This window comes from Bifidobacterium sp. RTP21102st3_E2_RTP21102_210122, assembly GCF_040916945.1.
GTDB classification, from domain to species: Bacteria; Actinomycetota; Actinomycetes; order Actinomycetales; family Bifidobacteriaceae; genus Bifidobacterium; species Bifidobacterium longum.
This window is the reverse complement of record NZ_JBCPAN010000003.1, coordinates 371,894-394,869: the sequence shown is the minus strand read 5'-3', so window position 1 is coordinate 394,869 and position 22,976 is coordinate 371,894. Positions and strand designations below refer to the sequence as shown.

Annotated in this window: 20 protein-coding genes; 17 read left to right on the top strand and 3 right to left on the bottom strand. The window is 61.1% G+C overall.

All coding sequences use genetic code 11. The annotated features are described in order from the left end of the window. Positions 1 to 44 precede the first annotated feature (44 nt). Positions 45 to 1,967, top strand: a complete 1,923-nt coding sequence (locus AB5287_RS05705; RefSeq protein WP_131294731.1) for an SWIM zinc finger domain-containing protein — start codon at positions 45 to 47, stop codon at positions 1,965 to 1,967. On the opposite strand, the gene AB5287_RS05700 is transcribed toward AB5287_RS05705, so the two are convergent. Next, positions 1,959 to 2,219, bottom strand: a complete 261-nt coding sequence (locus AB5287_RS05700) for a hypothetical protein (protein ID WP_015512235.1) — start codon at positions 2,217 to 2,219, stop codon at positions 1,959 to 1,961. The genes AB5287_RS05705 and AB5287_RS05700 overlap by 9 nt on opposite strands. 152 nt (positions 2,220 to 2,371) lie before the next feature. After that, entirely contained in the window at positions 2,372 to 3,307 is a 936-nt protein-coding gene (locus AB5287_RS05695; protein ID WP_193020886.1) for an alpha/beta hydrolase, read from the bottom strand. A gap of 256 nt (positions 3,308 to 3,563) precedes the next feature. Here AB5287_RS05695 and AB5287_RS05690 point away from each other — a divergent pair, with 256 nt between their 5' ends. After that, entirely contained in the window at positions 3,564 to 4,523 is a 960-nt protein-coding gene (locus AB5287_RS05690) for an aldo/keto reductase family oxidoreductase (RefSeq protein ID WP_029680085.1), read from the top strand. 40 nt (positions 4,524 to 4,563) lie between these two features. Here AB5287_RS05690 and AB5287_RS05685 read toward each other — a convergent pair whose 3' ends face one another. After that, positions 4,564 to 5,196, bottom strand: a complete 633-nt coding sequence (locus AB5287_RS05685; RefSeq protein ID WP_230319339.1) for an alpha/beta hydrolase — start codon at positions 5,194 to 5,196, stop codon at positions 4,564 to 4,566. A gap of 82 nt (positions 5,197 to 5,278) precedes the next feature. Here AB5287_RS05685 and AB5287_RS05680 point away from each other — a divergent pair, with 82 nt between their 5' ends. The 15 genes from AB5287_RS05680 to AB5287_RS05610 all read left to right on the top strand — a co-directional run bounded on the left by AB5287_RS05680 (position 5,279) and on the right by AB5287_RS05610 (position 22,934). After that, a complete protein-coding gene (locus tag AB5287_RS05680) occupies positions 5,279 to 6,349 on the top strand; it encodes a tRNA (adenine-N1)-methyltransferase (RefSeq protein WP_032737673.1) in 1,071 nt (356 codons plus the stop codon). Positions 6,350 to 6,454: 105 nt separating this feature from the next. After that, on the top strand, positions 6,455 to 7,012 hold the full coding sequence (locus AB5287_RS05675) for a histidine phosphatase family protein (RefSeq protein ID WP_032737674.1): 558 nt from the start codon (positions 6,455 to 6,457) through the stop codon (positions 7,010 to 7,012). A gap of 110 nt (positions 7,013 to 7,122) precedes the next feature. Continuing rightward, the gene (gene metE / locus AB5287_RS05670; RefSeq protein WP_032737675.1) at positions 7,123 to 9,426 is read left to right on the top strand and encodes a 5-methyltetrahydropteroyltriglutamate--homocysteine S-methyltransferase; all 2,304 of its coding nucleotides are present in this window, start codon (positions 7,123 to 7,125) and stop codon (positions 9,424 to 9,426) included. Between the two features lie 58 nt (positions 9,427 to 9,484). Then, positions 9,485 to 10,339, top strand: a complete 855-nt coding sequence (gene metF / locus AB5287_RS05665) for a methylenetetrahydrofolate reductase [NAD(P)H] (RefSeq protein WP_007056718.1) — start codon at positions 9,485 to 9,487, stop codon at positions 10,337 to 10,339. Between the two features lie 133 nt (positions 10,340 to 10,472). Next, positions 10,473 to 11,426 carry a choloylglycine hydrolase gene (bsh, locus tag AB5287_RS05660; protein WP_007052221.1) on the top strand — a complete coding sequence of 318 codons (954 nt, stop codon included), beginning with the start codon at positions 10,473 to 10,475 and terminating at the stop codon, positions 11,424 to 11,426. A gap of 55 nt (positions 11,427 to 11,481) precedes the next feature. Next, positions 11,482 to 14,712 (top strand): bifunctional [glutamine synthetase] adenylyltransferase/[glutamine synthetase]-adenylyl-L-tyrosine phosphorylase, encoded by a 3,231-nt coding sequence (locus AB5287_RS05655; protein ID WP_196025048.1) that lies wholly within the window; start codon positions 11,482 to 11,484, stop codon positions 14,710 to 14,712. A gap of 141 nt (positions 14,713 to 14,853) precedes the next feature. Beyond that, positions 14,854 to 15,816, top strand: a complete 963-nt coding sequence (gene pyrB, locus AB5287_RS05650; RefSeq protein ID WP_007054218.1) for an aspartate carbamoyltransferase — start codon at positions 14,854 to 14,856, stop codon at positions 15,814 to 15,816. Next, the gene (locus tag AB5287_RS05645) at positions 15,816 to 16,235 is read left to right on the top strand and encodes an aspartate carbamoyltransferase regulatory subunit (protein WP_007052224.1); all 420 of its coding nucleotides are present in this window, start codon (positions 15,816 to 15,818) and stop codon (positions 16,233 to 16,235) included. Before pyrB ends, AB5287_RS05645 begins: the two co-directional genes overlap by 1 nt. Further along, positions 16,232 to 17,728, top strand: coding sequence for a dihydroorotase (locus tag AB5287_RS05640; RefSeq protein ID WP_007054219.1), 1,497 nt, complete (start codon positions 16,232 to 16,234; stop codon positions 17,726 to 17,728). Before AB5287_RS05645 ends, AB5287_RS05640 begins: the two co-directional genes overlap by 4 nt. A 17-nt stretch (positions 17,729 to 17,745) precedes the next feature. Further along, entirely contained in the window at positions 17,746 to 18,699 is a 954-nt protein-coding gene (pyrF, locus tag AB5287_RS05635; RefSeq protein WP_007056251.1) for an orotidine-5'-phosphate decarboxylase, read from the top strand. Between the two features lie 135 nt (positions 18,700 to 18,834). Further along, entirely contained in the window at positions 18,835 to 19,659 is an 825-nt protein-coding gene (locus AB5287_RS05630) for a dihydroorotate dehydrogenase electron transfer subunit (protein WP_368220858.1), read from the top strand. Positions 19,660 to 19,661: 2 nt separating this feature from the next. Further along, positions 19,662 to 20,633, top strand: a complete 972-nt coding sequence (locus tag AB5287_RS05625) for a dihydroorotate dehydrogenase (RefSeq protein WP_007052228.1) — start codon at positions 19,662 to 19,664, stop codon at positions 20,631 to 20,633. Between the two features lie 8 nt (positions 20,634 to 20,641). Next, positions 20,642 to 21,337, top strand: coding sequence for an orotate phosphoribosyltransferase (gene pyrE / locus AB5287_RS05620; RefSeq protein ID WP_007052229.1), 696 nt, complete (start codon positions 20,642 to 20,644; stop codon positions 21,335 to 21,337). 108 nt (positions 21,338 to 21,445) lie between these two features. Further along, the gene (locus tag AB5287_RS05615; RefSeq protein ID WP_007054223.1) at positions 21,446 to 21,598 is read left to right on the top strand and encodes a hypothetical protein; all 153 of its coding nucleotides are present in this window, start codon (positions 21,446 to 21,448) and stop codon (positions 21,596 to 21,598) included. A gap of 214 nt (positions 21,599 to 21,812) precedes the next feature. Continuing rightward, positions 21,813 to 22,934, top strand: a complete 1,122-nt coding sequence (locus tag AB5287_RS05610; RefSeq protein ID WP_007056247.1) for a DUF2974 domain-containing protein — start codon at positions 21,813 to 21,815, stop codon at positions 22,932 to 22,934. The last annotated feature ends 42 nt before the right edge of the window (positions 22,935 to 22,976 follow it).

Below are 22,976 nucleotides of genomic sequence, written 5' to 3'. Positions count from 1 at the left end.
ACGTCCCACACCGTAATGTATGACCAATCATTAGGAGGCCCGTCATGACTGCCCATTTCGACGAGTTCGAAGAGGAGATGACCTCCCGCAGCCTGGAACGAGCATATGATTACGTGGACGAGCATAGGATCGGTGGGTTAGAGGAATTGTCGGCCGGACTATTCCACGCCGAAGTGCACGGTTCTGAACTCTACGATGTCGATATTCGACTTCGTGGCAACGATATCGTGTTCGCATCCTGCACCTGCCCCTACGACTATGACGGATACTGCAAGCATATTGGTGCGGTGCTCTTGACGTTGCGTGATTACAAACACGGCGGTAATCATCAGCAGAACGTGACATACGATGCGATGATTGCAAAGCAGGACGACTCTCGGCCAGACATACCCGTAGCAGCAAATCCTCTCGCATCGAAACCTGAAGTGTTCAATCGAGTGCTGCAACATATTCGAGAACGAGTGGGACTGCGCAAATCAGAACGGTGGACGCCCGCTCAGCATTTCTATCTGATTTGGAATCAGGACGAAATCAATGCCATCATGACTGCGAATCCGGCAATCGCGAGCGGCATGGAACCATTGATGCCCGAAAGCGCCGTGGATCGCGTCATGGAATCTCCCATGCGGCGACATCTCGGCAAGGACTACGGCTGGAAATTCGAATGGGGAGATGCCGCCATAAACGGCGTGATGGCCGTATTCGAGGAAGCAGAACAATCGAACGACTATCCGCTGGCCATGAGACGCATGTGCGCGGCTTTGCGAAAAACAGTGTGGTTCGCGAGACAAGTCGATGATGAAGAGGGTGCGCTACAGACATATATCGAACACCTCAATGAGCGGATCCTCGCTTATACGTATGCCGCGGCACCAATCGTTACAGGCGAGCAAGCGCAGCAGATGCTGATTGCAGCGTTGGGATTCATACGTGATACCCCTATGATCGAGATGCTGTTTTGGCCGCACACGCCGCTGGAATGCGTCATCCCATTCGCGGATATTCACGCACGAGGTACGGCGGACATAGAACAGATGGAGCATCAGCCCCGCGAGATCGGCACGACCTCGTTCATGTGCCGCACCTATGCGCAGTCCACATTGAATGTTGCCCAACAATTCCTTCATGACAAGAAGGGGGATTCCATTGACGGCCATCGAACGAGCCTGACCGATTACGATTGGCGAGCTGCACAGGACTATCTGCTAAAACTCCATCATGACTTTCTGCTGTACGGCGGCGACGCAATTAGTGCCGATGAGCTACTGTCCAAAAACACGGACGTGGCCGAATGCAGATTTGCCGTCATCGCACGTAAATTCCTGGACGGGGATTATGCCTGGGCCGCCGCTTTCTTGGAACAGACTTACGATTGGGATGCCGCGCAAAAGCATGCGGGGTATTGGGAGCTCACCGCTCAACTGCCGCATGGCGAGCTTACCATGCTGGAGGCCTGCTATGAACGACTGAACGATGAGAACGGCATCAAACAATTATATGAGTACTACGTCGCTCACAGTGATTCAGTGGCGGACGAACGTTGCATTCCCATCCTCAAATCGATGGTCGGCAAATCGGGCTGGCCTCAAAGCGTTCAGAACATCCTGCGCAACTATCATGAGCATGATTTCGGTGGGAAAGTCCTTGCACGACTCATGACTGAAGAGCGCCTATCCGATGAGGCCTTGACCTTAGCCGGGCAGCGGCCGGAACTCCTGCGTGATTTGCTCAAGCCCATCAGCCTCAATCACAGCGCGGAAGCAGAACGACTGATCAGAAAGCAGCTGCCGCTGGATCGCGATCTGCAACAGGGAAATCGCGACGAATACCGATTCGTTGCCATGTGGATCGAGCAATATCGCAACGTTTTCGGACTCGACCAAGCCAAGGCTCTCGCCAAGGAGATCATGGCAAAGTACCCGAGACGGTATGCACTCAAAGAGGAAATCGGCCGCGTGCTAAAGTAACTTACTGATGCCAAAACATTCTAGCACTACTCCGACGATGCCCGCCACCGCGGCCACAAGAATGCACGCAATACCGAATATGCGCAGCGCGCCGCCTTTGACCTGCGCATTCGGGCGGAAGAAAATACACCACCAAATCAGATACAGCGAATGACCCCACATCAGCTGCCGCGAACGGCTAAATCTGCCGAGTTCACTGATTTCGCCGGCCCTATTAAGTCCCTCAACTCCCTCAATCGCCTTCTGACCCATCACATCACGCTTTCATACACATTGCCGATTGACAGTCTTAGAACACAGTCTAGAACTGTCATGGCATGTTCACGCAGATAGGGGCTCCAACAAAATTGGCTAAAAGAGAACTCGGCAACCTATAACAAGGACGCGCCCGTGTGCCCTTACGTTCAGCTCCGCTCACGAATGAAATCGAAGATCACGTCGAAGACCTGCTGGCTCCAGAAATCGTACTCATGTTCGGCGCCGTCGACTAGCACCAGCTGCGCGTCCACGCCGTGCTCGACCAGCCGGTCGCGCATCTTGACGGATTGATGGTAGGGGACCACGGTGTCGGCGGTACCGTGCAACAGGAGCATCGGCGGATACTGTTGGTCATCCCGCACCTGCAGGTAGGGGCTCATGTCAGCCGCGCGCTGACGGACCTCGGCGTTGATGCCGGTCTCATGGGTCGCGCCCACCACGGCCGCGAACGGGCCGAAATAATACAGCCGGAATGGATTGGTCTCATCGTCGAATGCGTCGACTGCTTCAAGCATGTCGGTGGGCGGGAAGCAGCTGACCACGTACTTCACCGCATCGCTCTCATCGGCATTGGTGCCGTCCTCATACCGCGGATCGTCGGCGGTCAACCCCACCAGCAGCGACGTGTTGCCGCCGGACGACGTGCCCCAGATACCGAGACGGTCGGGGTCCACGTGCCATTGGCGCGCGTTTGCCCTGAGATAGCGGATGGCTGCTTTGACGTCCTCGAGATATGCGGGGAACATGTCATGGGGATCGCTCGAGGCATCGCGATGATTCACCGTGGCCACCACAAAGCCTTCGCGGGCCAAAGCCGAGAGCTGCGGGATCTCGTAGTCGCGATGCGGCGTGGTCCAGGCGCTGCCTTGCACGAATACCACGGTGGGGTAGCGGCGGTCATCGTCATCGCCGGTGGATTGTGGTGAGATGATATCCATCACCAGGTTATCGGCCCCGGTCTTGTACGCCACGTTGCGGGTCAGCGTGGCCAATCCGGCAAGCGTGGGATTGTGCGGGATATGGATGGCATTGTTTGCGCCGGCATTGGCATCGGTGACTTTGGCTGAATCGGCAGTGTTCATGGAATCCCCCTAGCTCTGTTGCTATAGAGGTCATCATACAAGAAATAGGCATGATTACGGCACAACGATGTCTCGGTCACAGCGAAGACATGAAGGCGCGAAGACGCGCCCGGCAGCGCGCGCTGCCTGCCTGCGAGTTGCCTTCAAGTGCACTTCAAGCGATAAGGTGACATAAGCCGCGGCAATGGAGATTGCTGCCCGGCAACGAGGCGGACAGTGCCCGTTCGCCGATTCGCGATAACAGAAATGAGACACTATGAAGACTCAGGAAATCGGACAATCCGGCATGATTGCGTCACGAGTGGCGCTGGGCGTGATGCGCATGGACGCGTTGGATGCCGCCGATGCGGCACGTACCGTGGCCGTGGCCCATGATTCTGGCATCGACTATTTCGACACGGCGGACATCTATGGATTCCATGATCATGCCGCGCACGCCAGTTCGAAGCGTTTCGGCCAAGCGTGGAAGGACGCAGGACTCGACCGCAGCACCATCTTCATCCAAACCAAGTTCGGCATCGACTACAGTTTCGGCGAAAACGATGGCGGCGCCAACGGATACGACTTCAGCGCCAAGCATCTGATTGACGCACTCGATCACGAGCTTGAGGCTTTGCAGACGGATTACGTCGACGCCGTGCTGCTGCACCGTATTGACACGCTGTTTGAGTTGAACGAGGTCGCCGAAGCATTCGACGCGTTGGAATCAAGCGGCAAAGTGCGTCATTTCGGAGTCAGCAATATGGGCCCGTGGCAGATCGAACTATTGCAAAGCGGCCTTCGTCAGAAATTGGAAATCAACCAACTGCAGTTCGGCCTGATGCATACACAGATGCTCGACGCTGAAATCCAATTCAATATGGCGAGCGATCCCGCAGCCGATCGCACCGGTGGCATCCTGCCTTATTCACGGCTGACGCATATGACCATTCAGGCATGGTGCCCATTCCAATCCGGCACGGAATACGGTCCGTTCGTCGGCAACGAGCATTTCCCCGAGCTGAACGCCGAATTGACCCGTCTTGCCGGCAAATACGGTTCCACGCCCAACGGCATTGCCGTCGCTTGGATTCTGCGTCATCCCGCCGGTATCCAGCCGTTGCTCGGCTCAATGACACCGGAGCGCATCCGCCAGATGGCGGCCGGTGCCGATATCGAACTCGAACGCCGTGACTGGTGGTCGCTGTATCAGGCAGCCGGCAATCCGTTGGTGTGATTGCGGAACCACTCGACAACCCGTGTTTCACTCACCGGCATCATATGGCACGTAGGAAATCCCGGATATCGGCGATTTCCTCATCACAGATGGCATGGGCCATGCCGGAATACTCGCGATAGGTCAGATGTCCGGCCCGTTCAAGGACCTGATGGGCCGTTTGCTGGTCGGGCAGCGGAATCGTGCGGTCCTGCGCGCCATACGCCAGGAAGAATCGGGTAGGGGAGTCAAGCGCCGCCTGTTCCTCGCCCATGAACGAAGGACTGAGCAGGATCGCGGCATCGAACAACGTCGGATGCGCCTTGACCAGACGATACGACAGATAACCGCCTTGGGAGAAACCGATCAATATCTTCCTGCGATGGGCGAATGCCGAGGCGTCCAGCAGTGAAGCCACCGCATCCCCGACCGCCGCGCATTCGCGTTGGCGCTCGTCCACGCCGCAGCCGTCGGGATACCAGTAATTGCCGCCCATATAGGGCCTCGCGTAGGTGGCGCGGAACGAGATATAGCTGGGTACGGCGGCAATTGCGGCCGGGGCCGCATCGGCTCGCGTCGGCGCATATACGGCGTCGAGAATCCGCACCATCTCGCTTTCGTCGTTGCCGTAACCGTGGAACATCAGGAAAATGGGGTCATTGCCGCCGGCATCGATCTGGCTTGTCATCTGCATTCGCATCGTCATCACCTCACCAGCGAGCTTACATGCATTAGACTTGTAGCGATTGACCCACCGAGCACGCAAGGAGCAAGTTATGGAGCCGAGGCGCGGGCCTCTCACCGCAGGCGAGAAAGTGCAGTTCACCGACCGCAAGGGCAAGAAGATCACCGGTCAGCTTGTGGCCGGCGGCTCCACGCAGACCGAGCATGGCCTGATTCTGCATGACGATGTGATCGGCAAGACCGAAGGCACCGTGATCCTCACCGTGCATGCCAAGCGTGAGGCACAGGTCAATCAGGTCTACCCCGAGAAAGACAAGAACAAGCCGTGGAAATCGTCGCGCGCCATCGGCGGCTGGGAGTATGCGGTGATGCGCCCGCGACTGGCCGATTATGTGCTGTCGATGCCGCGCGGCGCGCAGATCATGTATCCGAAGGACATCGCCCAAGTTATTCAGCTCGGCGACATCCGCTCCGGCATGCGCGTGCTTGAGTCCGGTGCCGGCTCGGGCGCGATGAGTGTGAACCTGCTGGACGCCGTGGGCGAGCGCGGCCACCTGACCACGATCGAGCTGCGCCCCGAATTCGCCAAAGTGGCTCAGGCCAATGCCACGCTGTACTACGGCGAGGCCCCCAGCTGGTGGGACCTCAAAACCGGCGACTTCGATTCCGTTGCCGCCGAACTGCCTGAGCATTGGTTCGACCGCATCATGCTCGACATGCTCGACCCGTGGAACAGGCTCGAGCAGGCATACCGCGTGATTGCCCCCGGCGGCGTGTTGGTCAGTTACGTAACTACCACCACGCAGATGAGTCGACTGGCCGAAGCCCTGCGCGCGGCCGGTTGCTGGACCGAGCCGCAGATCCAGGAATCGTTCGAACGCACATGGAAGGCCCAGGGCCTCGCCGTACGCCCCGACCACCAGATGATCGGTCATACCGGTTTCCTTGTTATCTCGCGCGCCATGGCCTCCGGGTTCGAGGCGCTCAGAAAGCGTGATCGCGTGACCAAGGACACACAGACCGACATCGACTCGCTCACCGACGAACAGCGTGAGGCGCAGATCGAGGAACTGGAACTGCGCGACATCTCCGACCACAAACTACGTAAGGTGTTGCGCGACCTCGACCGTCAGGTGGGGGAACTTGGCAACACGCACGAATAACCGCCAAACGATGAGTTTGTGAACGCTCACACACCTCTATACTGGAAGCAACACCACACCGCCACACCGCCACACCGGGCAGACGGTTCGTGAAGGGAGCCACGGATGGGCATCAAGCTGAGTAAAGTCGCCAAAACAGCGAAGAAATACGACCATATTCTCATCATCATGAGGCATGCCAAGGCCGAGCCGTTCGGCGACAAGGGCGACTCGGAGCGCGAGCTCACCGACAAAGGTCTGAAACAGGCGAAGGCAGTGGGCAAGGGCATCGAGTCGTTGGGACTGGTGCCCGACCAAATCTCCTGCTCGTCCGCCACCCGCACGCGCCAGACATTGGACCGCATGCTCAAGACCTTTGGCGACAAGCCAATCGTCGACTACCGCATCAGCCTGTATGACGGGGGAGTGCAGGCGGTGTTCGACGAGCTCGCCCACGTCAAGGCCAAGAATCGCGTGTTCATGATCGTGGGCCACGAGCCGACTGTGTCGATCAGCGCCCAATGGCTCGCCTCCGCCGACTCCGACGGCGAACGACTCGACCTGCTGAATTTGGGACTTTCGCCCGCATCCATCGTGATCATGGGATCGAACAAACCGTTCGACGAATGGCAGGTGCACAGCGGCGAACTGCTCGCGGTCATCAATGTGAAAGACTTCGACTAAAGCGGATATAAATTCCATCTATAACGACACTCTGCGGCCATTTATAAGGGCCGGAATCCGGATGTTTTGCTACCCTAAGTCGGGTTACGAACGCATACATTGGAGGATTCATGTCCACTCTGACTTCCGTCTCCGGCTTCCCCCGCATCGGGCAGAACCGCGAACTGAAGAAGATCATCGAAGGCTACTGGAAGGGTGCCAACGACCTCGCCGCCGTCAAGGCCACCGCCGCCGAACTGCGCGCCAAGCACTGGAAGCTGCAGCAGGCCGCCGGCATCGACCTCATTCCCAGCAACGACTTCAGCTACTACGATCAGATGCTGGACACCGCCATCCTTCTCAACGTGATTCCGCAGCGTTACGCACGTCTCTCCTTCGACAACCAGGAGGACACGCTCTTCGCCATGGCCCGCGGCTACCAGGGCGACAAGGGCGACGTGACCGCCCTGCCGATGAAGAAGTGGTTCACCACCAACTACCACTATCTGGTGCCCGAAGTCGAGTCGGCCGCGGAGATCAAGCTCAACTCCACCAAGCCGTTCGACGAGTTCAACGAGGCCAAGGCGCTGGGCATCGACACCAAGCCCGTGTTCATCGGCCCGTACACGTTCCTGAAGCTCGCCCGTACCCCGGAAGCCACCGAACTCGAGCTCGACAAGGGCCTGGTCAACGCCGTGGCCGCCGTCTACGTCGAAGTGCTCGCCAAGTTCAACGAGCTCGGCGCCGCATGGGTCCAGCTCGACGAGCCGTACCTCGTGCTCGACAAGGAGCCGGGCGACGTTGAACTCTTCAAGACCCTGTACACCAAGATCCTGTCCGCCAAGGGCAATGTCAAGGTGCTGCTCAACACCTACTTCGGCCACATCGCCGACGTGTACGAGACCGTCAACCTGCTCGGCTTCGACGGCATCGGCCTGGACCTCAACGAAGGTCGCGAGGAGAACCTCGAAGCCGTCGCCAAGTACGGCGTGGCCTCCAACACCACCATCTTCGCCGGCGTGATCAACGGCCGCAACATCTGGCGCAACAACTACGCCACCTCCCTCGGCCTGGTCGACGCCCTGAAGCAGGTCACCGCCAACGTGGCCGTCTCCACCGCATCCTCCCTGCTGCACGTGCCGTTCAGCACCGAAGGCGAGACCGGCATCCCGGCCGAAGACCTCAAGCACTTCGCGTTCGCCGTCCAGAAGCTCGACGAGCTCAAGGAAGTCGCCGCCCTGGCCGACGCCACCGAGGACGAGAAGAAGGCATCCGCCGCCCTCGCCGCCAACCAGGCTCTGTTCGACGGCACCCGCGTGGCCGCCGACCCGGCCGTCGCCGAGCGCATCGGCAAGCTGTCCGACGCCGACTACGTGCGTCAGCCTGCCCGCGAGGAGCGTCAGGCCCTGCAGCGCAAGGCCCTCGGCCTGCCGCTGCTGCCGACCACCACCATCGGCTCCTTCCCCCAGACCAAGGAGATTCGCGCCGAGCGTGCCAAGCTGCGCAAGGGCGAGGTCACCAAGGAAGCCTACGACGAGTTCATCAAGGCCCAGATCGACGCCGTCATCAAGAAGCAGGAGGAGATCGGCCTCGACGTGCTGGTCCACGGCGAGTTCGAGCGTAACGACATGGTCGAATATTTCGGCCAGAACCTCAACGGCTTCCTGTTCACCAAGAACGCTTGGGTCCAGTCCTACGGCACCCGTTGCGTCAAGCCCCCGATCGTCTGGGGCGACGTTTCCCGCGCCAACCCGATTACCGTGGAATGGTCCGCGTACGCCCAGTCCAAGACCGACCATGTGATGAAGGGCATGCTCACCGGCCCGGTGACCATCCTCAACTGGTCCTGGCCGCGCGAGGACATCACCCACGAGGAGCAGACCAAGCAGCTCGCCCTCGCCATCCGCGACGAAGTGCTCGATCTCGAGGCCGCCGGTATCAAGGTCATCCAGATCGATGAGGCCGCCCTGCGTGAGAAGCTGCCGCTGCGCAAGTCCGACTGGCACGTCAAGTACCTCGACTGGGCCGTTCCGGCCTTCCGTCTGGTGCACTCCGCCGTCAAGCCGACCACCCAGATCCACACCCACATGTGCTACTCCGAGTTCAACGACATCATCCGCGACATCGACGCGATGGATGCCGACGTGATCTCCTTCGAAGCCTCCCGTGGCGATCTGGTGGTGCTCGACGCCATTCATGACGCGCACTTCGAGACCGAGGCCGGCCCGGGCGTCTACGACATTCACTCCCCGCGTATTCCTTCCGAGAAGGAGATCGAGGATCGTATCTACGAGATTCTTGACAAGATGGACGTCAAGAAGGTGTGGATCAACCCCGACTGCGGTCTGAAGACCCGTGGTAACGCCGAGACCTGGCCGAGCCTGGAGAACCTGGTCGCCGCCGCCAAGGCCGTGCGCGCCAAGCTCGACAAGTAGCGGAAATCACCGAGCTCCCTCTGGATGAGGGAGCTCGGGTTTATGTAAGGAAATCAGCATGCATTCCCCGATGTTCACCCTTGAGGTCTTTCCCCCGAAGCGCAACGCGCCTGTCGGCACCATCTACGACACCCTCGACGGACTCGAAGGGCTGAACCCCGACTTCATCTCCGTGACCTACGGTCACGGCACCCATTCCGACCGCACCGCCACCGCGCGCATCGCCCACACGATCAGCAAGGAATACGGCATCCCTGCAGTCGCCCACCTGACCGCGCTCTACTCCGACAAGGCCAAGATCGATGAGGCTCTCGACATGTTCGAGGAAGCCGGCGTGAGCGCCGTGCTCGCGCTGCGCGGCGACTACATCGACGGCGAGCAGCTGGTCGGCGAGTTCAACCACGCCAGCGACCTCGTGTCATACATCCGCTCCGTGAAGCCGGACTTCAAGGTGTTTGGTGCTTGCTACCCGGAAGGCCACTATCAGGCTGACTCGCTGGACCAGGACATCGAAAACCTCAAAATCAAGGTCGATGCCGGCGTCACTCACCTGATTTCCCAGCTCTTCTACGACAATGAGGACTTCTACCGCTTCCTCGACAAGGCGCGCGCCGCCGGCATCACCGTGCCGATCGAGGCGGGCATCATGCCGGTGCGTGGCGCCAAGTCCGTGCGTCGCATGGCCGAGCGCAACGCCTCGCGCATCCCGGACAAGCTCAACACCCTGCTGAACAAGTGGGGGGACGACATCCAGTCCCTGCGTGCCGCCGGCATCCTCTACGCTTCCGAGCAGATCGCCGACCTCGTGGCCCACGACGTGGACGGCGTCCACCTGTATTCGATGAACCACCCCGCCACCACGCGCCGTATCTGGCGCAATGCGGAACCGTTGTTCCGCGGTACGCAAGGTTGACGCATATCGCGGCGCGGCGCATCTCAATGCGTCGCGCCGCACGTTAATCTGCTGGCGAAACCCAGAGTTCCCCCAGCGGCCGATGGGTATCATGAACGTGCAATCCAACCAAAGCGATGGAAGGGAGTCCGTTATGTGCACTGGTGTCCGTTTCTCCGATGATGAGGGCAACACCTATTTCGGCCGTAATCTCGACTGGAGTTTCTCATATGGGGAGACCATCCTGGTCACTCCGCGCGGCTACCACTATGACACGGTGTTCGGTGCGGGCGGCAAGGCGAAGCCGAACGCGGTGATCGGCGTGGGCGTGGTCATGGCCGATAGGCCGATGTATTTCGACTGCGCCAATGAACATGGTCTGGCCATCGCCGGCTTGAATTTCCCCGGCTACGCCTCGTTCGTCCACGAACCGGTCGAAGGCACGGAAAACGTCGCCACGTTCGAATTTCCGCTGTGGGTGGCGCGTAATTTCGACTCCGTCGACGAGGTCGAGGAGGCGCTCAGGAACGTGACGCTCGTCTCCCAGATCGTGCCGGGACAGCAGGAGTCTCTGCTGCACTGGTTCATCGGCGACGGCAAGCGCAGCATCGTCGTCGAGCAGATGGCCGATGGCATGCACGTGCATCATGATGACGTCGATGTGCTGACCAATCAGCCGACGTTCGACTTCCATATGGAAAACCTGCGCAACTACATGTGCGTCAGCAACGAGATGGCCGAACCGACTTCATGGGGCAAGGCCTCCTTGACCGCCTGGGGTGCGGGTGTGGGCATGCATGGCATCCCGGGCGACGTGAGTTCCCCATCGCGCTTCGTTCGTGTGGCCTACACCAACGCGCATTACCCGCAGCAGAACGATGAAGCCGCCAATGTGTCGCGCCTGTTCCACACCCTCGGCTCCGTGCAGATGGTGGACGGCATGGCGAAGATGGGCGACGGCCAGTTCGAACGCACGCTGTTCACCAGCGGATATTCGTCCAAGACCAACACCTATTACATGAACACCTATGATGACCCCGCCATCCGTTCCTACGCCATGGCCGATTACGATATGGATTCCTCGGAGCTCATCAGCGTCGCCCGATGACTCCTTCCCGGCTCATGCCCCATTCGGAGGGCATGAGCGTATATAGTGGAATCTTATGGAATCGTCGATGTTCAAACCCAGCTCCATGGACCTCATCAGGGCAGGTCTGCAAGACCTCGACAAGGCCCGCACCTTGTTCGACCAGCTCAAGACGGACGACATTCCCGATGAGCGATGCGCCGAACTGCTGAGCGCGCTGGCCCACGCCTGCGACCCCGATATGGCATTGAGCAATTTCGTGGATATCGTCAACGCGATGCAATCCAGCCAGCGCGATCTGGAACACGTCATCCCCGACAACGACGCCCTGAAGCGTCTGGTCACGGTGCTCGGCGTCTCCGACGCGATGGGCAAGTTCATGCGCTTCAAGCCGCAGCTTGTGGAGGCGGCAGCAGTCGACAACTGCAACAGCCATCTGTTCAATCACGCGCAACGCCGTGCACGTCTGCTCAAGGCGGTCGGCGCGGACCCGGACGAACCGGCCATGCCCGTCGCCTCCAAGGATCTGGCCGAAGCGGCCACGGCCCTGCGTTCCAGCTACCGGAACCAACTGGCCGCCATCATCGCCCAGGATGCCGTGGCGGACGACCCGACCTCCATCCAACCGACCATCAGCCGCGAACTGTCCGACCTCGCGGACGCGGCGCTCGAAGGCGCGCTGGCCATCGCCCGCCACGAAACCGAGGGCAGCGAGCACGTGCGCTTCACCATCATCGGCATGGGCAAACTCGGCGCACAGGAACTGAACTACGTCTCCGACGTGGACCTCATCTACGTGGTCGAACCGGCCGACAAGGATGTGGACCATCAGACGCTGATTCGCGTGGGCACCAAGATGGGCACCATGTTACAGCGCGTCTGCCAGTCCGCCATCATGGGCGTGGCCGAGCAGCCGCTGTGGCAGATCGACGGCGGCCTGCGCCCGGAAGGCAAGGACGGCGCGCTGGTGCGCGTGCTCTCCTCGCACAAGAACTATTACGAGCAGTGGGCCGAGAACTGGGAGTTCCAGGCGTTGCTCAAGGCCCGCCCGGTGGCTGGCGACCCCGACCTCGGTCAGGCCTACATGGACATGACCCGGCCGTTCGTGTGGAGCGCATCCAAGCGCAAGAACTTCGTCTACGACTGCCAGAAAATGCGCAAGCGCGTGGAGGATTTGATTCCCGCGCCCCTGAAGGACCGCGAGATTAAGCTCGGCCGCGGCGGTCTGCGCGATGTGGAATTCACCGTGCAGATGCTCCAGCTCGTACACGGCCGCACCGACGAATCGCTGCGCACCAGCAACACGCTCGACTCGCTGCAGCGCCTGTCCGAAGGCGGCTATGTCTCGCGCAAGCAGGCCGTGCGCATGTCCCAGGACTACCGCTTCGAGCGCGTGATGGAACATCGCCAGCAGATCTGGTCCCTGAAGCGCACGCACCTGTTCCCGGACCTCGGCCGGGCCTCGGTCGGAGGCCTCGAAAAGAAGCGCGACATCGACGTGGACGAGCTCAACCAGAACCAGGAGCTGCGCCGACTCGCCCGCGCATTCGGCCTGCACCCGGAAGAACTCGTCGACAAGTACGACGACACCCGCCGCGAAGTACGCCACCTGCACCTCGACATCTACTATCGCCCGATGCTGCCGGTCAACGCCCAGATGGAGAACGACCAGATCGTCCTGAGCGTCGAGGCAGCACAGGAACGATTCGAATCCATCGGTTTCGGCGACCCGGACGCCGCCATCCGCCACGTGCAGGCGCTCACCGCCGGCGTGGGGCGCGCGGCCAAAATCAACCGCATCATTCTGCCCGCCGTCTTGCAGTGGCTGGGCGAGGGCCAGAACCCGGACATGGGCCTGCTCAACTGGCGCAAACTGGAGGAGAACTTCGGCACCGAATCCGGCTACCTCGGCTTCCTGCGCGACTCCACCTCCGCCGCCCAGCGCCTGTGCCACATCCTGTCCAACTCACGATTCCTGGGCGACGCGCTCAACAAGTCGGTCGAATCGATCAGCTGGCTTGGCGACGACGACAATCTGCAGGCCCGCACGCGCGAGGCCTTGGACGTGCAGACCGGCTCGGCGCTGGAACGTTTCGGCTCGAACATCAACGAGTTCGCCACCTCCATGCGCGCCATGCGCCGCCACGAAATCGAACGCATCGGCCTGTCTTGGATGAGCGGTGTGATCAGCGACTCCGACAGTCTCAAGGCCATGACCGACGTGTATGACGCGATCATCGATGCCTCCCTGACCTGGGCCGTGCGCCACCAGATCGCCGAGTTCGGCGTCGAAACCGCGCCGGCCGGCATCACCGTCATCGCCATGGGCCGTTACGGCGGGCGCGAAGTGAACTTCAGCTCCGATGCGGATGCCATTCTCATCTACCGTCCGGCCGACGATGCCGACGACGGCCAAGCCAACGCCTTCGCCAAGAAGGTCGTGGAAGACCTGCGCAACATCCTGCAAGGACCGACGACGCTGGAACCCAAGATCGAACTCGACCTGGACCTGCGCCCGGAAGGCAAGAACGGCCCGCTCGTGCGCTCCTATGCCTCCTGCGAGGAATACTACGAATCCTGGGCTTCGACCTGGGAGCGCCAGGCGCTGCTGCGCGCCCGGTACGCGGCCGGCGACGCTGAACTGGCGCGGGACTTCCTAATCAACATCGCCGACCCGTTGCGCTACCCGACCACGGAGCTGACCGAGGCCGAATTGCAGAACATCCGCAAGCTCAAGGCCCGCATGGAAGCCGAGCGTCTGCCGCGCGGCGTGCGTCGAGAACGTCATCTGAAGCTCGGCAAGGGCGGTCTGTCTGACGTGGAATGGACCGTGCAACTCATGCAGCTCCAGCACGCCGGCGATATCAAAGATCTGCGCGTCAACGGCACATTGGAGGCATTGGACGTGCTGGAGGCCAAGAAGCTCATCAGCGCTATCGATGCGATTCAGCTGCGCAAGGCATGGACGTTGTGCACCGCGGCCCGCAACGGCAGCTATCTGTGGAGCGGGCGCGCCAACCAGGCCGATATTCTGCCTGATGACATCTATTCGCTGGGCGGCATCGCCGTCTACCTCGGCTACGGCGCCCACCGCGGCCAGCATTTCGAGAACGACCTGCTGGCCGTGATGCGCAAATGCCGTGACGTATGCCAGCGCTTGTTCTATGGGCAGACCGAAGGCGAGGCGGCTGCGGCAACCACCGCCACGGCCTCCGCCGCAACGCAGCAGCCGCAAACCGCCCCTCGCCCGCGTATGCACGTGATCGCACCGCGACTGGAACGAAATCGACGCCGCGCGCAGCGATAAGGCAGCATATTCGTTGGATTTTCAGGTGGACACTCGGTGAATGCGGCTGTCCGAAAAATGGCGTAAGTTAGATTAGGTCACGCAAGGGTGGCCACCTGAAAACCACGAGCGAAAAGGTGAGCCTTGTCTGAAGAAACGCCAATGGTCGGCAAAAGCGTCGTAACGCTGGACGGCCTGTCTACAAACCAGATTCTCGACCTGCTGCATAAGGCCGAATACATCGATTCCCACCGCAAAGAGATTGCCCATACCTGCGATGGGCGAGTGCTGGCCACGCTGTTCTACGAGCCCTCCACCCGTACGCGCCTGAGCTTTGAGACCGCAATGTTACGTCTCGGCGGCAAGGTCATCGGATTCGCCGGCGCGCAGCTGGCCTCCGTGACCAAGGGCGAATCCATCGCCGACACGTTGAAGACCGTGTCCAACTACGTGGACGTGGTCGCCATCCGTCACCCGAAGGAGGGTGCCGCGCTGGTGGCCTCCCGCGCCGCATCCGTGCCGGTAATCAACGCCGGCGACGGCGGCCACATGCACCCCACGCAGACGCTGGCCGACCTGGCCACGCTGCAGTCGCGCTTCGGCCGCATCACCGACCTGACCGTGGGACTGTGCGGCGATTTGACCTTCGGCCGCACCGTGCACTCCCTGATCGAGACCCTGTGCCGCTTCGGCAACGTGCGCTTCGTGCTCATCAGCCCGGACGAGCTCAAGACCCCGCAGTACGTGATCGACCGCATCAACGCCACCGACAGCTGCTCCTACGTGGAAGTGCGCGACCTGGCCTCCGTGATCGGCGACCTCGACGTGCTGTACATGACCCGCGTACAGAAGGAACGCTTCTTCAACGAAGACGACTACCTGCGCCTGCGCGACACCTACATTCTCGACGAAGAGAAGCTGCAGCTCGCCAAGCCGTCCATGGCCGTGCTTCACCCGCTGCCGCGCGTCAACGAAATCGCCGTGGACGTGGACGACGACCCGCGTGCCGCCTACTTCGAACAGGTCAAGAACGGCATGCTCGTGCGCATGGCCCTCGAAAGCACCGTGGTGGGCGACGAACTGCCCGGATACGAACCGCTCAACCCCAAGGAGGTTCAGGCCTGATGGAAGTCACCAGCATTCAGAACGGCATCATTATCGACCATGTGCCGGCCGGAACCTCGCTGAAGGTTCTCGAATACCTGAAAATCGACCCGGCCAAAACCAAGCTTGCGCTCATCATGAACGCCGACTCCAAGCGTTACGGCTCCAAGGACATCATCAAAATCGAAGATGACAAGGACATCGACCTCGACGTGCTCGGCTTCGTGGCCCGCCAGGCCACCGTGGACGTGGTGCGCGGCGGCAAGATCGTCGAAAAGAAGCAGCCGAACCTGCCCGAGCACATCGTCGGCGTGATTTCCTGCGTGAACCCGCGCTGCGTGACCACCGCCGAGCCCGGCATCAAGCAGATGTTCCACCTCGTGCACTCCGAGCGGCTCGAATACCGCTGCGACTACTGCGACGAGGAAGCCAAACTGTGAGCATCACCCTACGCAACATCAAGGTCTGGAACACCGGCGAGGTCATCGACCTCGTGGTGCCCGGGACCGCTGCCGCCTACTTCGCCGACACCTCCGCCGTGGCTGACGGCGCCGACATCGACGCCACCGGCCTGACCGTGGCCCCCGGTTTCGAAGACCCACACGTCCACTTCCGCGATCCCGGCCAGACCTACAAGGAATCGATGGTCTCCGGCTGCCGTGCGTCCGCATCCGGCGGATACACGAACGTGCTCATCATGCCGAACACGTTGCCGGCACTGGATGGGCAGACCGTGTCTGGCCCGGAAGCGACCGGTGCAAAAGAGGTTCTGGATGCCGGCTTCGACAACGTCATCGACTTCCTGCAGCAGTACGATACTGCGCATGACGTTCAATTGCCGGTTCGTTACGATCTGTGCGTGTGCGCGTCCAAGGATCGCGCCGGTCATGAGGCAAGCGACGTTGCCGATTGGCTCAAGTACGTGCCCGGATTCGAGGACGACGCCAAGACGCCGGCCATGCTCACGCACCCCATCACCGCAATCAGCGACGACGGTTCCGCTGTGACGCCGGAGATCCTGGACCAGGTGCTGGAGAACGTCAAGGCCTCCGACCTGTACCTGATCGAGCATTGCGAGCATCACGATACAGGTGCCGTGAACGAAGGCCCCGTTTCCCGCGAGCTTGGCGTGCCCGGCATTCCGGAAGACACCGAGCTCAAGATCGTGGCCCGCGATATCGAAGCGGCCCGCCGCACCGGTGTCCACGTGCACTTCCAGCATGTGAGCACTGCCATCTCGTTCGAGGCGATTCGCAGGGCCAAGGCCGAAGGACTGCCGATTACCTGCGAGACCGCGCCGCACTATCTGGCGTTGAGCGACGAGGCGCTGCTCAAGTACGGCACGCTCGCCAAGATGAATCCGCCACTGCGCTCCGAAGCGGACCGCAAAGCCACCATCGCGGCCATCGCCGACGGCACCGTGGATCTGCTGGCTACCGACCATGCGCCGCACACGTTGGCAGAGAAGGAACTCGGCTTCCTTGAGGCGCCCAACGGCATCATCGGACTGGAATGCGCGTACGGCGTGTGCCACAAGGTGCTCGTCGACGGCGGCTTCATTTCCGATGAGCGTCTGATCGAGCTCATGTCCGTTGGACCTGCCGAACTCATGGGGCATGTGCCAACCGACGTGGCCGCGCTGGTCGAGGACTACGCCGAACCCGCGCCCACCGGGGATGATCCGGATGGCGTGATTGCGGGGGAGAGCGACGCTCAGCCGCAGCGTGAAGGCGTCAACCGACTGCTCGACTTGAGCCGCGTGGATGACGCCGACAATGTCGACCTCGTGGTGCTCAACGCCGCCGAGGAATGGACCGTGGACCCCGAACAGTTCCACTCCAAGGCTCGTAACACCCCGTTCGGCGGCTGGCAGGTCACCGGACGCCCCCTCGCCACAATCATCGGCTCCCAGCTGATGTTCAGCCGTCTGTAGATAACACAAGGAGCAGCATGGATCGCCTGATCGAAGCGATTGACAACACTCAGAACCCCAGCGTCGTGGGCCTTGACCCCACTGAGGCGCTGGTGCCGCCGCAGGTCGTGGCGAGCTTTGCCGACGAGGTGCGTGACTCGGTCGAATCCCCGGAGGAAGTCGAATCCGCGCAGCTGGCCGTCGCCTACTTCGAATACAACCGCACGATCATTGACGCCATCGCCGACATCGTGCCCGCCGTCAAACCGCAGATCGCCATGTACGAGGCGCTCGGCCCCGCCGGCGTGGACATCTACACGATGACCTGCGAATACGCGGCCCAGCAGGGCCTCTACGTGCTCGGCGACATCAAGCGTGGCGACATCGGCTCCACCGCAGCCGCCTACGCCCACCACCTGAACGGCGTGGGCGACTTCGACCCGTGGCATGAGGATGCGGTGACCGTCAACCCGTATCTCGGCACCGACGGCATCACCCCGTTCGTCGAGGCCGCCGCCGAAGCCGACAAGGACATCTTCGTGCTCGTGCGCACCTCCAACCCGTCCTCCAGCGAACTGCAGATGCTCGATCTGGCCGACGGCACGAAGGTCTACGAGCACGTGGCCGATCTTGTGGAAGGATGGGGCGCCGAGACCATCGGCAGCCACGGCTACTCCCGCGTGGGCGCGGTGGTCGGCGCCACCCACCCCGAGGAAGGCAAGGCGTTGCGCGCGCGCATGCCGCACACGTTCTTCCTCGTGCCGGGCTACGGTGCGCAGGGCGGCACGGCCGCGGACGTGGCAGGCATGTTCGACAAGCAGGGCAGCGGCGCCATCGTCAACTCGTCGCGCGGCATTATCGGCGCATGGAAGAAGAGCGGCAAGTACTCCGAATCCATGACCGCCGACGAGGCGCTGGACCTTGTGGCGAGCAGCGCGCGCCAGGCGGCGCTCGACATGCGCGATAATCTGCGGGTTGCCGTATATAGGTAGGTAGATTGTCCGGCTGTGGGCTATACGTGAGTGTGGGCTGGAAACCGGAGCCGAGTGTGTTTAACTACCTCTCAGTCAACCTGCGGTTGACCGCTCCCCTGATAGGGGGAGCTTGATGTGCTGAATAGGAATGAAATGACAACTTTCACCCCCACCCATGATGTGGTTACGGAAGCGACTGCGGCCGGATTCTTCCCGCCGCGCCACAACGTCGGAATCACGCAGGTTACGGAACTGACCGACCGCGTGATGCGACTGACGTTCCGCGACCCGTTCATCGCCTCCCATGCCAAGCCCGCCCAGTTCGTCAACCTGTTCACGCACGACGACTTCATGCTCATGCCGCGTCCGTTCGGCGTCAGCGAAGTCGACGGCGACGAAGTCAGCGTGATCTTCGCCGTCGTGGGACACGGCACCGAACAGTTGGCAGGACTGCAGGCCGGCGACACCGTCGACGTGCTCGGCCCGCTCGGCCGCGGCTTCAACCTCAAGGAAGACGCCAACTACATTCTTGTCGGCGGCGGACTCGGCGTGCCCCCGCTAATCTACGCCGCGCAAAAGCTCGCCGAACACGACGCCTCCTTTGCCACCGCCGTATTCGGTTACCGCAACGACCACTTCGCCGAGGAATACGTCTCCCGGTACGCGGACTGGTCGTGGAGCATCGACGACGCCGAAGGCAACGTGGTCGACCTGCTCAACAAACTGGAACAAGGCGACGACCTGAAGGCCTACGATCGCAAGCCGATCATTCTGTCCTGCGGACCGCTGCCTATGATGAAGGCCGTGGCCGACTGGGCCGCCGAACGCGGCATCCCCGCGCAGCTGAGCATGGAACAGCGCATGGGCTGCGGCTATGGCACCTGCGTGCTGTGCACCATCGACACCGTGGACGGCCGCCTCAAGGTCTGCTCCGACGGACCCGTGTTCACCCGCGAACAGCTCGGATGGGGGAAGTGACGATGAGCGCAAACAACCAGTCCGCGCAGGGCGGCGACAACCACATCAACCTGTACGAGCCCCACGTGTGGAAGCACCACACCAAGGTGGCCGGTCTGGAATGGAAGAATCCGGTCGGCACCGCCTCCGGCACCTTCCAGTACGCCGCCGTCCGCTGGTTCTACGACGTCAGCCAGCTCGGCGCCGTATGCACCAAGGGCGCCTCGCCCGTACCGTGGGAAGGTAATCCCTCGCCGCGCACCGCCGAATCGCCGGCCGCGAACATCAACGCCGTGGGCCTGCAGAATCCCGGCATCGACCATTACTTGGCCGAGGACCTGCCCAAGCTCAAGGCCGCGGGCGCGTTCGTCATCTCCAATGTCGCCGGACATTGCGATGACGATTACGCGGCGGTCGTGGAAAAGCTCGCCGACTCCGACGCGGACATGCTGGAAATCAACGTCAGCTGCCCGAACGTTTCCGCCGGCGGCATGAGCGTGGGCACCGACCCGGTGGCCCTCGCCAATCTTATGGACCGGCTGCGCCCGATGACCGACAAGCCGATGATCGTCAAACTCACGCCGAACGTCACCGACATCACCGTGCCGGCGCGCGCGGCCGTGGAACATGGCGCCGACGCGTTGAGCATGATCAACACGCTCAAAGGCATGCGCATTAACATTCGCACCGGCAAGCCGATCATCGCCAACGTCACCGGCGGCGTATCCGGCCCGGCCGTGCTGCCGGTCGGCCTGGCAGCCGTCTATCGGGTGCGCACCGCACTGCCGGAGATTCCGATCATCGGCCTCGGCGGCATCGACAGCGGCGAGAAGGCGCTCGAATACCTGTACGCCGGCGCGAACGCCGTCGAAGTGGGTGCGGCCGCGCTCTTCGACCCGGTGGCCCCGCTGCGCGTCGCCCGCGAACTCGACGACCTGTTGGACAGCCGTCCCGAACTCGCTGCTAAACTGGCCGCAGGACAGACTTGGAGGTAAGGAACATCATGGCAGAAACACTCGCACATCGCTTCACTGAATTCCTGTTGGAATCCAACGCGCTGAAGTTCGGCGACTTCACGCTGAAGTCCGGCCGCAAGAGCCCGTACTTCATCAACGCCGGCGCCTTCGACGACGGCAAGAAGATCGCCGCGCTCGGCGCGTTCTACGCCGAAAAGATTAGCCAGGCCATCGTGCACAACACGATTCCCCGCAACATCGACACCGTGTTCGGCCCCGCCTACAAGGGCATTCCGCTGGCCGTGTCCACCGCGATCGCGCTGACCGCCGGCCACAACATGACCGTCGGATACACCTTCGACCGCAAGGAGAAGAAGGACCACGGCGACGGCGGCTGGATGGTTGGCACCCCGCTGACCGACGGCATGAAGGTGCTGCTCGTGGACGACGTGATGACCGCCGGCACCGCCGTGCGCGAAGTCATCCCCAAACTCAAGGCCGAGGCGAACGTCGAGGTCGTGGGTCTCGTGCTCTCCGTGGACCGCATGGAGAAGACCAAGGACTCCGACATGTCCGCCGTGAAGGCCGTGGAAGCCGAATTCGGCTTCCCGGTGCTCTCCATCGCCAACGTGCGCGAGATCTTCGACGCCGCCGCCAAGATGAAGAACCCCGACGGCACCCCGCTGCTCAGCCACGACATCCAGCAGCGCGCCGCCGCCTACCTTGAGGAATACGGCGCCTGATCGTCTTCAATCTAAAAACCAAAAGCGGGCTTGCGAGCCCGCTTTTTTTATTACGTTCCATGAACAGCAGCACCATATTAAGGCAAAAGCTTTGGCAAGGAGCGTGCTATGAACTGGTTAGTTGATATAGGGCTGTTTGCGCTCGTGGGGATATGCAGTTACTTCGGCATCGAGCATCATCTGGACAGCAAAGCGAACAAGTTGTCGCAAGGTAATGAAGAAGACCGCCGAGATGCTGATGCCCAAGTAGAAGCAGCATGAAAATGGCGGAATGACGTTGGGGTGACGCCGCTCATACTCGGGATATGACGGATGAACAGCCTCTTGAAACGGAGATAAATGTCTCCAGAAGGCCAAATCAGCTCCCTTGAAAGCGAGATAGGGTTCTAAACTCTGGGACCGACTCGCCTGTGATGAAAACCCGCTCGGCGTAGAATTACCGTAGGTTCGTTGCATTCGAACAAGGAAGGCCGCTATGGGGAACATCACCGACGATATTCGGCAACATTTCGACACTTTCGCCGAACTGCCGTTCACCGAGGCGGATAGCCTCGCTTTGTCCCAGTTGGCCTATGCTCGCATGCCGGATAACGTGCCGCGCTATCACGAGAATGCAGAGACCGCCGACGGCATGATCGCCACGGTTCCGATTCACGATTTGCTGCGTGCCGAATGCTATGACGACATGTTCGGCAAGGTGTGGTCGCCTTCGATGAATGTCGATCTGTTACGTGCGATGAGCGAGAGCCCACGTTGGAGGAACCTACGCGTGGGCGCATACGTGGACGAATTCGATGCTGCAACCACCAAGCAGTTCTCGGCCTGCGTGTTCGAACTGGGTAACGGCACGCTCTATGTGGCTTTTCGCGGTACCGACAGCTCAATCGTCGGGTGGAAAGAGGACTTCATGATGGCGTTCCGCCGCCCGGTCGCCTCGCAGGAGGCCGCCGCGCGTTATCTGACCGAGCTGGCTGGCCATTGGGCCGGGCCGATTATGGTCGGCGGCCATTCCAAAGGCGGCAATCTGGCGGTGTATGCGGCGGCCAATGTGCCTAGCGAGATTCAGGAACGTATCACGGTCGTATATTCGCACGATGGGCCTGGATTCGATGAGGTGTTCTTCGATGAGGACGGGTACGTACGCATTGCGTCGAAGATCCATAAATCGGTACCGGGCTCGTCGATCATCGGCATGCTGTTTGAGACTCGTGAGCATGTGGAAGACGGCTATACGGTGGTCAGCAGCGACGGTGCCAGCATCATGCAGCATTTCGCATTGCACTGGCAAGTCGATCATGGCCAATTCGTACAGGCTGATGGACTGACAAGTAGCGCGCAATACCTGGCACGCACGATCAACGGATGGATGGCAAAATACGACGACGAGCATCGCCGCAAGTTCATCGAAAACCTGTTTGCCATCTTCGAGGCTGGCGGATACGACACATTCGGCGACCTCACTTCGCATTTGACACAGTCACTGCCGATTATGCTCGCCGCGGCCCGCAACATTGATGTCGAAGATCGCGACGTGATGATTGAAGTGCTCAAAGGCTTCGCCGCGACAGCCGCCGCGTCGGTAATCTTGGCCAAGTAGTCGGAGGCCATCAAACTGGTTTTGCCAGTCAGTCTCAATAGC